The sequence below is a fragment of the Streptomyces sp. YJ-C3 genome, assembly GCF_053891275.1.
In genome coordinates this window covers 5,901,232-5,914,775 of sequence record NZ_CM132685.1, presented here as the reverse complement: position 1 = coordinate 5,914,775, position 13,544 = coordinate 5,901,232, and the positions used below count along the sequence as shown (strand labels likewise).

At 72.0% G+C, this 13,544-nt stretch carries 10 protein-coding genes; 3 read left to right on the top strand and 7 right to left on the bottom strand.

The genetic code is table 11. From position 1 onward, the window contains the following. Nucleotides 1–52 precede the first annotated feature (52 nt). The 5 genes from ACVHNB_RS26430 to ACVHNB_RS26410 form a co-directional block, all read right to left on the bottom strand. Complete coding sequence (locus ACVHNB_RS26430; RefSeq protein ID WP_428956060.1) at nt 53–820, bottom strand: MIP/aquaporin family protein; 768 nt, start codon at nt 818–820, stop codon at nt 53–55. Between the two features lie 372 nt (nt 821–1,192). After that, the gene (locus ACVHNB_RS26425) at nt 1,193–2,842 is read right to left on the bottom strand and encodes an EAL domain-containing protein (RefSeq protein ID WP_456226066.1); all 1,650 of its coding nucleotides are present in this window, start codon (nt 2,840–2,842) and stop codon (nt 1,193–1,195) included. Nucleotides 2,843–2,939: 97 nt separating this feature from the next. Further along, the gene (locus tag ACVHNB_RS26420; protein WP_428956062.1) at nt 2,940–4,130 is read right to left on the bottom strand and encodes a lipid-transfer protein; all 1,191 of its coding nucleotides are present in this window, start codon (nt 4,128–4,130) and stop codon (nt 2,940–2,942) included. Then, nucleotides 4,127–4,585, bottom strand: coding sequence for a Zn-ribbon domain-containing OB-fold protein (locus tag ACVHNB_RS26415; protein ID WP_456226065.1), 459 nt, complete (start codon nt 4,583–4,585; stop codon nt 4,127–4,129). Before ACVHNB_RS26415 ends, ACVHNB_RS26420 begins: the two co-directional genes overlap by 4 nt. A 163-nt stretch (nt 4,586–4,748) precedes the next feature. Next, nucleotides 4,749–5,558, bottom strand: coding sequence for a M15 family metallopeptidase (locus ACVHNB_RS26410; protein ID WP_456226064.1), 810 nt, complete (start codon nt 5,556–5,558; stop codon nt 4,749–4,751). 72 nt (nt 5,559–5,630) lie between these two features. Between ACVHNB_RS26410 and ACVHNB_RS26405 the strand changes: the two genes are divergently transcribed. Beyond that, the gene (locus ACVHNB_RS26405; RefSeq protein WP_428956065.1) at nt 5,631–6,164 is read left to right on the top strand and encodes an NUDIX domain-containing protein; all 534 of its coding nucleotides are present in this window, start codon (nt 5,631–5,633) and stop codon (nt 6,162–6,164) included. A 36-nt stretch (nt 6,165–6,200) separates the two neighbouring features. On the opposite strand, the gene ACVHNB_RS26400 is transcribed toward ACVHNB_RS26405, so the two are convergent. After that, on the bottom strand, nt 6,201–8,558 hold the full coding sequence (locus ACVHNB_RS26400) for a glycoside hydrolase family 31 protein (protein WP_456226063.1): 2,358 nt from the start codon (nt 8,556–8,558) through the stop codon (nt 6,201–6,203). Nucleotides 8,559–8,773: 215 nt separating this feature from the next. On the opposite strand from ACVHNB_RS26400, the gene ACVHNB_RS26395 reads away from it, so the two are divergent. Together ACVHNB_RS26395 and ACVHNB_RS26390 are read left to right on the top strand one after the other, a co-directional pair. Beyond that, entirely contained in the window at nt 8,774–10,747 is a 1,974-nt protein-coding gene (locus ACVHNB_RS26395) for an acetoacetate--CoA ligase (protein ID WP_456226062.1), read from the top strand. 103 nt (nt 10,748–10,850) lie between these two features. Next, nucleotides 10,851–11,750 (top strand): hypothetical protein, encoded by a 900-nt coding sequence (locus tag ACVHNB_RS26390; protein ID WP_456226061.1) that lies wholly within the window; start codon nt 10,851–10,853, stop codon nt 11,748–11,750. 70 nt (nt 11,751–11,820) lie between these two features. Here ACVHNB_RS26390 and ptsP read toward each other — a convergent pair whose 3' ends face one another. After that, nucleotides 11,821–13,491 (bottom strand): phosphoenolpyruvate--protein phosphotransferase, encoded by a 1,671-nt coding sequence (gene ptsP / locus ACVHNB_RS26385; RefSeq protein WP_428956069.1) that lies wholly within the window; start codon nt 13,489–13,491, stop codon nt 11,821–11,823. Between the last annotated feature and the right edge of the window lie 53 nt (nt 13,492–13,544).

Here is a 13,544-nt window from a genome sequence, read left to right as displayed (position 1 = left end):
TCAGAAGACAGTCGTTCGGGAGAGCTGTCGAGAGTGCTCGGGACGCTGCGCGTCAGAACGCCACGTTGTAGATGACCCCTGCCAGCGCGCCCCCGATGAGCGGTCCGACGACCGGGACGAGCGCGTAACCCCAGTCGGAGGTGCCCTTGTTGGGGATGGGCAGGAACTGGTGCACGATCCGCGGGCCCAGGTCGCGGGCGGGATTGATCGCGTACCCCGTCGGCCCACCGAGCGACAGGCCGATACCGACCACCAGCAGCGCCACGATCAGCACTTGCGTGCCCGACTGGCCCAGGCCCTTGGTCAGGCCGAAGGCGAGGATCGGCAGGACCAGACCGATCGTCGCGATGATCTCCGTGAGCAGGTTCGCGACCAGGTTCCGGATCTCGGGAATCGTCGAGAAGATCCCGAGCGTCGGTATCGGACCCTCCTCGCCCGCGTCCACCGCCGCGCCCTTTGTGTTCTCCGCGCCCGCGCTCACGTTGGCGTTGAACTGCGCGAGATACACCAGATACGCGAGGACGGCGCCCAGCATCGCGCCGACCATCTGGCCGCACAGATAGACCCAGACCTTGTCCCACTTGCCGGTGTCGACGGCGATACCGATGGTGACGGCCGGGTTGAGATGACCGCCGGAGAGCGGTGCGGCCGTGTACGCCCCGGCCAGGACGCCGAAGCCCCAGCCGAACGCGATGACGATCCACCCGGATGCTCTCGCCTTGGAGTACTTGAGAGTGACGGCGGCGCAGACGCCCGCGCCGAACAGGATCAGGATGGCGGTGCCGATGACCTCACCGACGAAGATGTCTCCGTTGCTCATGGCGGCTCCTAGGCCCTCGCCCGGGGCGGTGCGCCCCGGTCCTCCGTGCAGGGTGCGTTTCCCATGGCTGGTTCTGACCACGTCGGCCGAAGGCAGGGGTCTCCCGCGCCCCGCCCGGCGTCCGTGACGAGCGTGCCCGTCCAGCCGCCGATCGCGCGTGGGGGAGCGGCCCGACCTGCCACAACCCGGCAGGAAGCGCCCCAAGGGCAGGCAAGGGGGCCCGAGCGGACGGTAGGCCGACATGCGGCGACGCCGACTGACACCGGAAGTGTTCACCGGCCGTACTGGAGCGTCAAGGTCGCGGACCGCAACGGTTAACCGGTGGCGCACCGTCCTCTAAGTGCCGCTGCCCGCACGACATTTGAGGCGCCGTCATGAAGATCCCGGCGCACCTTCCCGTGGTGACGCGGCAGCCGCGGCGCCCGGACCGCGCCGCACCTCGAAGCTCTCGTCCCCGGCCCTCCCGCACACCCAACTCGCCCCGGACAGCGCCTTCGCGGCCTGCTTGAGCGGCGCGAGGCGCGCGGCCGCCTGCCGGTGATCGGGCACGCTGCCCGGCGGGCACACCACGGTGGCGAGCGACATCGTCACCGCCCGGCCACCCGCCGACCAGGGCGCGTCCAGCACCGCGCAGGCCAGCGGATCGAGCCGCTCCGGATCGGCCAGCACCAGGAAGTCGTCGCCACCGATGTGCCCCACCCGCACGGCCTCCGACTCCGTACGCGCAAGGGTCCGCCCCACCGAGCGGATCAGCTCGTCGCCCGCCGCGAACCCCGCCCCGTCGTTGACCTGCTTGAACCCGTCGATGTCCAGCCAGCTCAGCGCGAAGCCCCGCCCCTGCGCCACCCACCGGTCCACCTCGCCGGTCACCGCGTCCGAACCCGGCAGCCGCGTCAGCGGGTTGAGGCCCGCGGCCTGCTCCACCCGGCTCTCCGCCAGTGCCCGTACGAGATCGGCCAGGCGCACCACGCCCACACAGCGTCCGTCGTCGTCCACCACGGCGACGTCGTCCGCCGTGCGCAGGTGCCCGCCGACCGCGACCACGTCCAGGACCTCCCAGGCCGTCGCCGTGACACCCACGGTCCGTGGCCGGTCCCCGAGGCGCGCCGCCGGGCGGTCCGCGTACAGCGCGTGCCCGTACCGCGCGGACAGCGACAGCAGGAACCGGTCGCGCTGCACCGAGCGCACCGGCACGCCGTCGCCGTCCACCAGCAGCACCCCGGACACCTCGGGCGCCCCGGTGAGCAGCCTGCGCACCTGCTCCGCCGACGCCGCCTCGGGCAACAGCGCCGCGGGTCGTACGAACTCGCGCACCGACGGCCCCGCGGGCCGCACCGTCCCCACCGAGCCGGGGAGTTCGGGCACGTACACCTCGGACGTCGGCAGCCGGGCGGGCGGCGCGAACAGATCGCCCTGGGCCAGCTGCGCGCCGGCGCCCCGGGCCGCGGCACACTGCAGCTCCGTCTCCACCCCCTCGACCGCGAGCAGCGCGCCCGACTCCTCGCACAGCGTCCGCATGGCCCGCACGGTCGCCGTCCGCGTCAGCAGCGACGCGTCCAGCTTGACGAGGTCGGGCGCCAGCTCGTCGAGCAGCCGCAGGGGTACGTCGCCGTCACCCACCCCGTCCGCACAGATCCGGAAACCCTCGCCGCGCAGCGCCGCCACGGCCTCCAGGAGCGCCCGGTGCGGTACGTGCGTGAAGGGCGGCCCCACATCCACCGTCACCTCCCACGGCAGCCGGCCCGCCGCCCGCACGGCGTCCCGCAGGGCGGCGAGCCGGCCCAGGTCGGCGAGCGTCCCCGCGAACACGTTCACGTGCAGCGGCAGCAGCGTCTCCCGGCGCGCCGCCTCCCGCAGCGCCGACGCGGCCAGACGTCCGTCGAGCTCGGGCTCGCGGCGGGCCCGCGCCAGGACGTCACCGGCCTCCGGGCGAGCGAGTATCTCCAGCGCGGCCACGGCCCCCGTGGCCAGATTGACCACGGGCTGGAAGGCGAAGCGGAGACGGTCGGACCAGGAGTGCACGCCAGCATGATGGCGCCGCACCAGCACCACCAGGCTCAGTTCACGCGCTGTTCACGCAGCATTCCCGCCTGGTCACTCAGCGTGCGAGTGCGGCGGATCAGCGCACGGCGACGACCGACGAGCCGTGCCCGAACAGCCCTTGATTGGCGGTGATCCCGACCCGGGCCCCCGCCACCTGCCGTGCGCCGGCCGTGCCCCGCAGCTGCCAGGTCAGCTCGCAGACCTGGGCGATCGCCTGCGCCGGTACCGCCTCACCGAAGGAGGCGAGCCCGCCACTGGCGTTCACCGGTATGCGGCCGCCGGGGGTCGTCGCGCCCTCCCGGAGGAGCTTGGCCCCCTCGCCCTCGCCGCAGAGCCCGAGATCCTCGTACCACTGCAGCTCCAGGGCGGTGGACAGGTCGTAGACCTCCGCCAGCGACAGGTCCTCCGGGCCTATCCCGGCCTCCTCGTAGGCGGCACGCGCGATCGAGGCCCGGAAGGCCGGCCCTTCCGACTCGACGCCCGCGGCCGAGTCCGTGGCGATGTCGGGAAGATCCAGCACCGTGTTCGGATACGTCGGCGTCACCGTGGACACGGCCCGGATGCGGACAGGATCCGCGGTCCCGTGCCGCCGCGCGAACTCCATGCTGGACAGCACCAGCGCCGCCCCGCCGTCGGACGTCGCACAGATGTCGAGCAGCCGCAGCGGGTCGGCCACGACGGCGGACCCCGCGACCTCCTCGGCGGTCACTGCCTTCTGGTACCGCGCATTCGGGTTGAGCGCTCCGGAGGCCGCGTTCTTCACCTTGACCTGGGCGAAGTCCTCCAAGGTGTCGCCGTGCAGGGCCATCCGACGGCGTGCGTAGAGCCCGAAGTACGTCGGGTTCGTCGCCCCCAGCACCCGAAAGCGCAGCCAGTCCGGGTCGTCCGGCCGGTCCCCGCCCGCGGGCCGGAAGAACCCCTTGGGCGCGGCGTCCGCCCCCACCACGAGCACGACGTCCGCGAGCCCCGCGAGGATCTGGGCCCGCGCGGTGTTGACGGCCTGCGCCCCCGACGCGCACGCCGCGTACACGCTCGCGACCCGGGCTCCCTGCCAGCCGAGCGCCTTCGCGAACGTCGCCCCCGCCACATAGCCCGGATATCCACCGCGTACGGTGTCCGCGCCGACCACGGAGCCCACGTCCCGCCAGTCCAGGCCCGCGTCGGCCAGTGCGGCCCGCGCCGCCGCCGTCCCGTACTCGACGAAGCTGCGCCCCCACTTGCCCCAGGGGTGCATCCCCGCACCGAGTACCGCCACATCCCCCGTCATGCTGTCACCCCCGTCGGCCGCCAGTGCCATGTCGTCCAGGCCGTGCCGGTCTCCGCGTCCCCGTCCTCGTTCAGCACCCCCGGTACGACCTCCACCTCCATGCCGACCTCCAGGTCGGCCACCCGCACCCCCGGAGCCCCCTGGCCGAGCACCACCATGCGCTCTGCCGCCAGCTCCACAGCGATCAACGTGTAGGGCTGCCACGGAAGTTCCCGGTCGGAGACGTACGGGTCCGGTGGCCGGTAGCGGGCATCGGTGTACGACCAGACCCGGCCGCGCCGCGACAGCGGCACCTCGACCAGGTCGCCGCCCGAGCAGCCGGGATTGCGGCACAGCGCGTCCTCGCGGGGGAAGAACACCGACGCGCACGCCGAGCAGCGTGTCCCCAGCAGGCGGAAGTCGTCCTCTTCCCCGGCGAACCAATCGGCCACGACAGGTGTACGCGAGCGCACCACAGTTCCTCCCCGGCAGTAGATCTGACGGAACGTCAGAAGTGTGCCACGGGCGACCGGACGACGTCAGGGTTCCCGCAGAACCGTCTGCCCCTCCTGTGCGTCCGTGTCATCGGTGAGGGCGCGACCGGGATCCACGGGGGTGGTTCCGGTCGCGCCCTCCCTCTCACCGGCCCGCGAGCGACCTCCTGGAGATCGGGAAGTCGAAGTACGTGTCGGGGTACGCCTCAGGCTGATACGTGAAGTGCCACCACTCCTCCGGAAGGTTCTTGAACCCCTGGCCCGTCAGCGCGCCCCGCAGGAGATCCCGGTTGGCCCGCTGCGCACCCCCGATGCGCGGATCATCCGTGTGCGCGAGCGTGTCGAAGCAGTCGAACCCGGTGCCCATGTCGACGGAGTTGTCGGGGAAGCGGTCCTGCTGGGGGCCGTAACACGCCGTGAGCCGCTCCCCGGGCTCGTAGGGACGCGTGGGCCGGGCCGGCAGCTTCACGATCGTCAGATCCACCGTGGAGCCGCGGCTGTGCCCCGACTTCTCGGCGATGTAACCGTCCGCGAACAGGCGCGTCTTGTCGACCTGGGGATAGAACTCCGGCTTCATCTTCTGGTCGTCGAGATCCTTGGCCCACCGTACGAAGTGGTCGACCGCCCGCTGCGGGCGGTAACAGTCGTACACCTTCAGGGAGTAGCCCTTCCTCAGGAGCCCGAGCTGAGCCTTGTGGAGGGCCTTCGCGGCGGGTCTCGTGAGGATGCACATCGGCTTCTTGTAGCCGTCGACCGGCGCACCCACGAAGTTGTGCCCCGTGTAGTAGCGGATCTCCTGAATGATCGTGGGATCGACGTCACGGAGAGCCACGAAGTCCTCGGGCGCCTTGGGGTCGGGCGTCGCGTCGGCGGCCGAAGGGGCCGCGGCCACGCCGAGCAGTGCGGCGGCGGTCACGGCGGCGAGTTTCCGCAGAGCGGTGGCGGTTCGGGTCATGGCCCCTGCATCTATCAGGAGCCGACCCCTCCGGGGAAGACCGGCCACGGGTGATCGGATACAGTCCGCGCCGTGTCCGCATCAACCCACCCCACGGTCAACCCCGTTCCGGATTCCCACTGTTCCAGCTGTGGAGCCGCCTACGGGACCGACGTGCACGGCTGGCCGCGCACCTGCCCGGCCTGTGACTCCGTCGCCTACCGCAACCCGCTGCCCGTCGCGATCGCCCTGCAGCCCGTGTACGACACGGCCGGCACGGCCCTGGTCGTGATCACCCGCACCATCGCGCCCGCGCAGGGGGAGGCGGCGCTGCCCGGCGGGTTCATCGACGACCGCGAGGACTGGCGGCAGGCCGTGGTCCGCGAGCTCAAAGAGGAGACGGGCATCGACGCCGCCTCCCGCGACGTACGCCTCGTGGACGCCATGAGCGCCCCGGACGGCCACCTCCTGCTGTTCGGCCTGCTGCCCGAACGCCCGGCCGCCCAGCTGCCCGCCAGCGCCACGACAGACGAGACGGACGGCTGGCACCTGCTGCGCCGACCGGCCGAACTGGCCTTCCCGCTGCACACCTTGGCCGTCAAGGCGTGGTTCGAGGGCCGCTACTGACCTCCACGACCGACTCGGCACCCCGCTGAAGGGCGCTCAGAGCCCGCGCACGCGCACCGGGTACGGCGGCTCACCCCCGCCGTCCTCGCCGCCCTCCTCCACGACCACCCGCCCCTGACTCCAGCGCACCCGGTACCGCTCGACCACAGGCTCCGCCCAGCCATCACCCACGTCCGGCACGAACACGCCACCACCCTTGCGCCCGGCCTCCGGAGCCCACACCTCCAGCTCGACCCCGCCGCTCGCCCCGCGCACGGGAAGCACCGATCCGGCGCGGACCAGCACCGGAATCCGCGACAAGGGAGCGTCGACCGTCACCGGCCCCGGCCCGTCGAACACCGCACCGGTCACCGTGTCGTACCACCGTCCCCGTGGCAGCCGCACCGTCCGGCGCTCCACCCCCGGCTCCAGCACGGGGGCCACCAGCAGGCAGTCGCCCAACAAGAAGGCGTCCTCGCAGTCGCGCAGCCCACGGTCCTCCGGAGCCCTCCACCACAAAGGGCGCACATACGGAGCTCCCGTACGCCGAGCGAGGTGAGCGAGCGTCATGAAATACGGAAAGAGCCGGCGACGCTCGTCGAGCGCCACGCGCGCGTGCCCCAGCACCTCGTCACCGTAGGCCCAGGGCTCCTGCCGACCGGGTCGGACCGCCGACTGCGTACGCAAGAGCGGCAAGTAGGAGCCCAGTTGGAGCGAGCGCACGTACAGCTCCGCTCCCGGATCCCCGTCGAGCACACCCACATCGGGCCCCGAGTACGGCACCCCGCACAACCCGAGCCCGATCACCAGGGACAAGGAGGCACGCAATCCGGGCCACCCCCTCGCCGCGTCCCCCGACCAGGCCCCTCCATAGCGCTGCATCCCCACCCAACCGGTGCGGGAGACCACGAACGGCCTTTCCTGCGGCTGCAGTTCACGCAGCCCTTCATAACCGGCCCGGGCCATGCACAGGCCGTACACGTTGTGCGCCTCCCGATGGTCGCCCCCGCGCCCCTCCAGCGCGTGCCGGGCCGACCGCGGCAACGACGGGCCGCCCCACGCGCCGAAGGACACGGGCTCGCCCACGTCGTGCCAGAACCCGGCGGAACCCTGCGCGAGACGCTCCTCGTACAGCCCGCCCCACCACTTGCGGACGTCCTCCGCCGTGAAGTCCGGATACACCGACTCACAGGGCCGCGCGACGCCGCGCACGAGCCGGCCCGCGGCGTCCCGCACAAAGGCGTCGCTCGCCCGCCCGCCGTCGAACACGGCACTGCCGCGCTCGGCCGTGACCGCCGGACCGACCCCGGACACCAACCGGACACCGTCCCCGCGCACCTCCTCGGCAAGCCGCGACGACGAGGGCGAGCCCGCACGGTCGTCGCACCGGCCCGGCCGCGCCGCATGAGGGGCGATGTCCACATGCACGGCGTCCAGAGGCAGGGCGCGCTCCTTGTGTCCCGCGACGACCTCGCGCACATCCTGCGCGCTCCCGACACCCCGGCGCACATGGTGATGTCCCAGCGCCCACGAAGGCGGCACCGCCGGGGCACCCGTCAACTGCGCCCACGTATGCAGCACGCGCGCGGGGGTGCCCACCACGACCCAGCACCGCAACGGGCCGCCCTCCATGCGCAGCTCACAGGTCCCCGGCCGGTCGTGCCCCGAACCCGCGCCCACCTGGCCCTCGCGCAGACTCACCACGCCGTCCCACGTGCTGTCGTGGAACACCAGATGGGTACCGGCATCGGCGACCACCAACTGGACCGGCATCGTGATCGACAGGGGAACGTCACCCGTACCCGGCCATCCGCTCGGACCGCCGTTCCACAGGGGGTACGCACCGTCGCGCAGCCGTGGACCCGTCACCCGGCCCCCGAGACCGAAGAACCGCGCATCCGCGGCGACCTCCGACCGCTGGACCCACCGGGCCTCCCCGCCGCCCTCGGGCTCCCACCACCGCGGCGGCAGCTCACGACGCAACGTCACGCCGCCCGGCGTGCACACCTCGACGGCCCCGTGCCGCGACACCGCGACCGTCGCCCGCTCGGACACCACCCGCCAGCCGCCGTCCTTGTCCGGCTCCAGAACGGCCCGCGGATCCGCCTCCGGGCAGCCGGCGGCCACACCGTACGACGGGGTCGGCCCGGCCCCGTCCCAGCCCCAGAAGACGGCGCCGCTCACCGTGACCGTGACCCGCAGGCTGGACCGGTCGAAGCGCACCACACCGCCGCCCGGCCCGGGGCTCACCCCGACCACGCCGCCAGGGACCCGCGCAAGCTCCGGACCCCGACGCGCACGCCCCACGGAGTCCGCCCGACGATGCCGCCAGGAGGCCCGCACGGCGCGCAGCCCCTGGGCCGGCCCCACCGCGGAGACCGCCTTCACCGAGCGCACCAGGTCACGACCGTTCATGCTGCTCACCCTGCCACCCGGGCCCGCGCGCGCGGGCCGCGTTCAACTGCCGTTCACCCGTGGCCGCGGCACATCTTCACGAGGCGGACTATGTGGGGGACACCCTGGTGCCGAAGTCGATCACGTGGCATCGTCCTGCTCAGCCGCGTCACGCGCACACCCCAGCCCGTGCGCGCCGCCGACGCACACGCCGCGTACTTCCCGGGAGCCGCCCCATGACCACAGCGAACCCCTCTCCGCTCTGGCAGCCCGACCCGCAGCAGATCTCCGACGCGCAGGTCACACGGTTCCAGGCCTGGGCCGCCGAGCACTACGGAGCGCCGGCCGAGGGCGGCTACGAGGCACTGCACCGCTGGTCGGTCACCGAACTCGAGACGTTCTGGAAAGCCGTCACCGACTGGTTCGACGTCCGCTTCACCCATCCCTACGCGCGCGTGCTGGGCAGCCGAGAGATGCCCGGCGCGGAGTGGTTCCCCGGAGCCACCCTGAACTACGCCGCACACGCGCTGCGCGCCGCCGACGACCCCACGCGCGCGGACACCCCCGCCATCCTCCATGTGGACGAGTCGCAGGAACAGCGCCCCGTCACGTGGGCCGAACTCCGCAACCAGGTCGGCTCGCTCGCTGCCGAAATGCGCACCCTGGGCGTCCGCCCGGGCGACCGCGTCAGCGGCTATCTCCCCAACATCCCCGAAGCCGTCGTGGCACTGCTGGCCACCGCGGCCGTCGGCGCCGTCTGGACGTCCTGCGCCCCCGACTTCGGCGCCCGCAGCGTCCTCGACCGCTTCCAGCAGGTCGAGCCCGTCGTCCTGTTCACCGTCGATGGCTACCGCTACGGCGGCAAGGAACACGACCGCCGCGACACGGTGACGGAACTCCGCTCCGAGCTGCCCTCCCTGCGGGCCGTCGTCCACATCCCTCTCCTGGGCACCGAGGCTCCCGAAGGCGCCCTCGAATGGTCCGCCCTCACCTCCGCGGACGTGCCGCCCGTCTACGAAGAGGTGCCCTTCGACCACCCCCTCTGGGTGCTCTACTCCTCCGGTACGACCGGCCTCCCCAAGGCCATCGTCCAGTCGCAGGGCGGCATCCTCGTCGAGCACCTCAAGCAGCTCGGCCTGCACTGCGACCTCGGCCCCGACGACCGCTTCTTCTGGTACACGTCCACCGGCTGGATGATGTGGAACTTCCTCGTCTCCGGCCTCCTCACCGGCACCACGATCGTCACCTATGACGGCAGCCCCGGCTTCCCCGACACAGGGGCCCAATGGGCCGTCGCCGAACGCACCGGAGCGACCCTCTTCGGCACCTCCGCCGCGTACGTCATGGCCTGTCGCAAGGCCGGCGTGCACCCCTCCCGGGACCACGACCTGTCCCGCGTGAAATGCGTGGCCACCACCGGCTCCCCGCTCCCGCCGGACGGCTTCCGCTGGCTCCACGACGAGGTCCGCGCCGATCTGTGGATCGCCTCGGTGAGCGGCGGCACCGACGTCTGCTCCTGCTTCGCCGGGGCGGTGGCCACGCTCCCCGTCCACATCGGCGAACTCCAGGCCCCCGGCCTGGGCACGGACCTGCAGGCCTGGGACCCCCAGGGCAACCCGCTCGTCGACGAGGTCGGCGAACTGGTCGTCACCAACCCCATGCCGTCCATGCCGATCCGCTTCTGGAACGACCCCGACGGAAGCCGGTACCACGACAGCTACTTCGACACCTACCCGGGAGTCTGGCGCCACGGCGACTGGATCACGCTTACCTCCCGCGGCTCCGTCGTCATCCACGGCCGCTCGGACTCCACGCTCAACCGACAGGGCGTCCGCATGGGCTCCGCCGACATCTACGAAGCGGTCGAGCGCCTCCCCGAGATCCGCGAGTCCCTCGTCATCGGCCTGGAACAGCCCGACGGCGGCTACTGGATGCCGCTCTTCGTGCACCTCGTGCCGGGCGCCGTCCTCGACGACGAGCTGCGGACCCGCATCAAGCTGACGATCCGCGAACACCTCTCGCCGCGGCACGTCCCCGACGCGATCATCGAAGCCCCCGGTGTCCCGCACACGCTCACCGGCAAGCGCATCGAAGTCCCGGTGAAGCGCCTCCTGCAGGGAACCCCCCTCGAAAAGGCGGTCAACCCCGGCTCCGTCGACAATCTCGAACTGCTCCGGTTCTACGAGGAGATCGCCCGCAAGCGAGCCTGACCACCGCCCTGCGTCCGGCCGTGCGAGCCGATCCCTGCGGCGTTGTCAGTGGCGATGATTACTCTGAGTGAGCATTGATCGACGAGCGTACTCAGGGGGAATCATGACGCACACACAGCACGGCCGGACGACCGGTGCGCGGCACATCCTGCGCCGCGAGATCGCGGGCACCATCGGCCTCCTGGCCGACGAGCAGGACTTCACGGAGATGCGGCGCTACCGCAGCTTCGTCTTCGACGACCACAAGGCGTATCTACGGCAGGTCGAAGCACTCCTCAAATCCCTGGCCGAAGCGGGAGGACACACCGCGGTCGCGCTCTTCGACCCGGAGGAGTACGCCGAATTCTGCGCGGAGACGGGCCTCGAACCGGACACGCCCACCAGCCGCACCCGCTTCACCGCGGAACTCGCCTCGACGGGCCCCTCGATCCCGTACGAAGGACAGCCCTTGGCGGATCTCGTCCCCGACCTCGTCGAGGAAGCCGTCCGCCAGGCGACCTGGGAGTACGCCTCGTCCGTCCTCTCCCGCCTCGGCCCCTGCGCGCTGTGCGGGCAGGACATTGGACGGACCGCCTTCACCCGCGCCTCGTATTTGGTGGCCCGAGTGATCGACACCATCGGCGAAGGCATCCACCACTGGGTGTGCAGCGTCCCCACGGCTCAGCAGACCCTGCTGGCGGTGCTCCACATCGATGCCACGACATCCGGCACCGTCCGTCTCGAGGAGACTGCGGCGATGGAGCTCACGACCGTGCTGGCCCTGGCCATCGCCACCCGGGGCCCCTGCGCACTGGTCGTTCGCACGACTGCGGACGAGAGCGACCGCGTCTACGGCTGGCGCCTGAGGGACGAGTCCCTTCAGCAACTCACCGCCGCACAGGTCTTCGACGCGTACTGCACGGACGCCGCCTCCGGTGACTTGACCGCCCCGGAGCCCGGCGTCGACTACTGCACCGCACCCGAAGTGGAGGACTCCGCCCCCGAGGGCCGGCATCACCACTGACCCGCCGGCAAAAGGCCGGAGGGCGCCCCACCCACAGGTGGAGCGCCCTCCGGAACAGCCCTGGTGGCGACTACTCGCCGGACAGCACGGCCTGCGCGGCCTTGCGCGCCTCTTCGGCGGAGTCCGCCGCACGAGCGGCGGCGGCCGCACGCTCGCACTGGGCCAGCGTGTACTTGCCGAGCGTCGCGCGGACGTAGGGAATCGAGGCGGCACCCATGGAGAGGGAGGTGACACCCAGCCCCGTCAGCACGCAGGCGAGCAGCGGGTCGGACGCGGCCTCGCCACACACACCACAGCTCTTGCCCTCGGCCTTCGCCGCGTCGGCGGACAGCGCGACCAGGTCGAGGAGCGCGGGCTGCCAGGGGTCCTGAAGACGCGACACGGCACCGACCTGACGGTCCGCCGCGAACGTGTACTGGGCCAGGTCGTTGGTGCCCAGCGACAGGAACTCGACTTCCTGCAGCACGGAGCGAGCACGCAGCGCGGCGGACGGGATCTCGACCATCGCACCGAACTTGGCCTGCAGACCGGCCTCACGGCAGGCGTCGGCGAACGCCTTGGCGTCGGCCCGGTCGGCGACCATCGGCGCCATGACCTCGAGGTAGACCGGCAGTCCTTCGGCGGCCTTGGCCAGCGCGGTCAGCTGAGTGCGCAGCACCTCGGGGTGGTCGAGGAGCGACCGCAGACCGCGTACGCCCAGCGCCGGGTTGGGCTCGTCGGCGGGTGTCAGGAAGTCCAGCGGCTTGTCGGCGCCGGCGTCCAGCACCCGCACGACGACACGGCCCTCGGGGAACGCCTCGAGCACCTGCCGATACGCCTCGACCTGCTTCTCCTCGGACGGCGCCTGCTTGCTGTCGTCGAGGAAGAGGAACTCGGTGCGGAAGAGACCGACGCCCTCGGCACCCGCTTCGACGGCCGCGGGGACGTCCGCCGGGCCACCGACGTTGGCGAGCAGGGGAACCTTGTGCCCGTCGGAGGTGGCGCCGGGGCCCGTCGACGCGGCGAGCGCGGCCTTGCGCTCGGCGGCCGAGGCCTCCAGGGCGGCGCGCTTCTCCTGGGTCGGGTCCACGAAGATCTCACCGGTGCTGCCGTCCACGGCGACGACGGTGCCTTCCGCGAGCTCGCCGGCTCCAGGCAGCGCCACCACAGCGGGCACACCGAGAGCACGGGCCAGGATGGCGCTGTGGCTGGTCGGCCCGCCCTCCTCGGTCACGAAACCGAGCACGAGCGCGGGGTCGAGGAGCGCGGTGTCCGCGGGGGCGAGGTCACGGGCGATGAGCACGTACGGCTCGTCGCTGTCCGGGACGCCGGGCATCGGAACACCCAGCAGGCGGGCGACGATGCGGTTCCGCACGTCGTCGAGGTCCGCGACGCGACCGGCCATGTACTCACCGGCTCCCGCGAGAAGCTCGCGGTAGTGGGAGAACGCGTCGTAGATCCCGCGCTCGGCCGTGCTGCCGACGGTGATACGACGGTCGACGTCGGCGATGAGCTCGGGGTCCTGAGCGATCATGGCCTGGGCCTCGAGCACCGCCTGCGCCTCGCCACCGGCCAGATTGCCGCGGGCAATCAGGTCGGCCGCGACAGCTTCGACGGCCTGGCGGGCACGCCCCTGCTCGCGCTCGGCCTCCTCCGCCGGAATCTGCTTGGCCGGCGGCTCGAGGACCGCCGTCCCCATGTGCCGAACCTCGCCGATCGCCACGCCATGGCTCACGCCGACGCCTCGAAGCGTTGTCTCCATCTCACCCGTCTCCGATAGTGCGGCGGGCCCTGCCGCCGCGATGGTTGTCCTGC

Bases quoted from the DNA above. Each gene is read 5' to 3' on its own strand.
- ptsP (WP_428956069.1), bottom strand. From the start codon at position 13,491: ATGGAGACAACGCTTCGAGGCGTCGGCGTGAGCCATGGCGTGGCGATC.
- ACVHNB_RS26430 (WP_428956060.1), bottom strand. From the start codon at position 820: ATGAGCAACGGAGACATCTTCGTCGGTGAGGTCATCGGCACCGCCATC.
- ACVHNB_RS26420 (WP_428956062.1), bottom strand. From the start codon at position 4,130: ATGACGGGGGATGTGGCGGTACTCGGTGCGGGGATGCACCCCTGGGGC.
- ACVHNB_RS26395 (WP_456226062.1), top strand. From the start codon at position 8,774: ATGACCACAGCGAACCCCTCTCCGCTCTGGCAGCCCGACCCGCAGCAG.
- ACVHNB_RS26390 (WP_456226061.1), top strand. From the start codon at position 10,851: ATGACGCACACACAGCACGGCCGGACGACCGGTGCGCGGCACATCCTG.
- ACVHNB_RS26410 (WP_456226064.1), bottom strand. From the start codon at position 5,558: ATGACCCGAACCGCCACCGCTCTGCGGAAACTCGCCGCCGTGACCGCC.
- ACVHNB_RS26400 (WP_456226063.1), bottom strand. From the start codon at position 8,558: ATGAACGGTCGTGACCTGGTGCGCTCGGTGAAGGCGGTCTCCGCGGTG.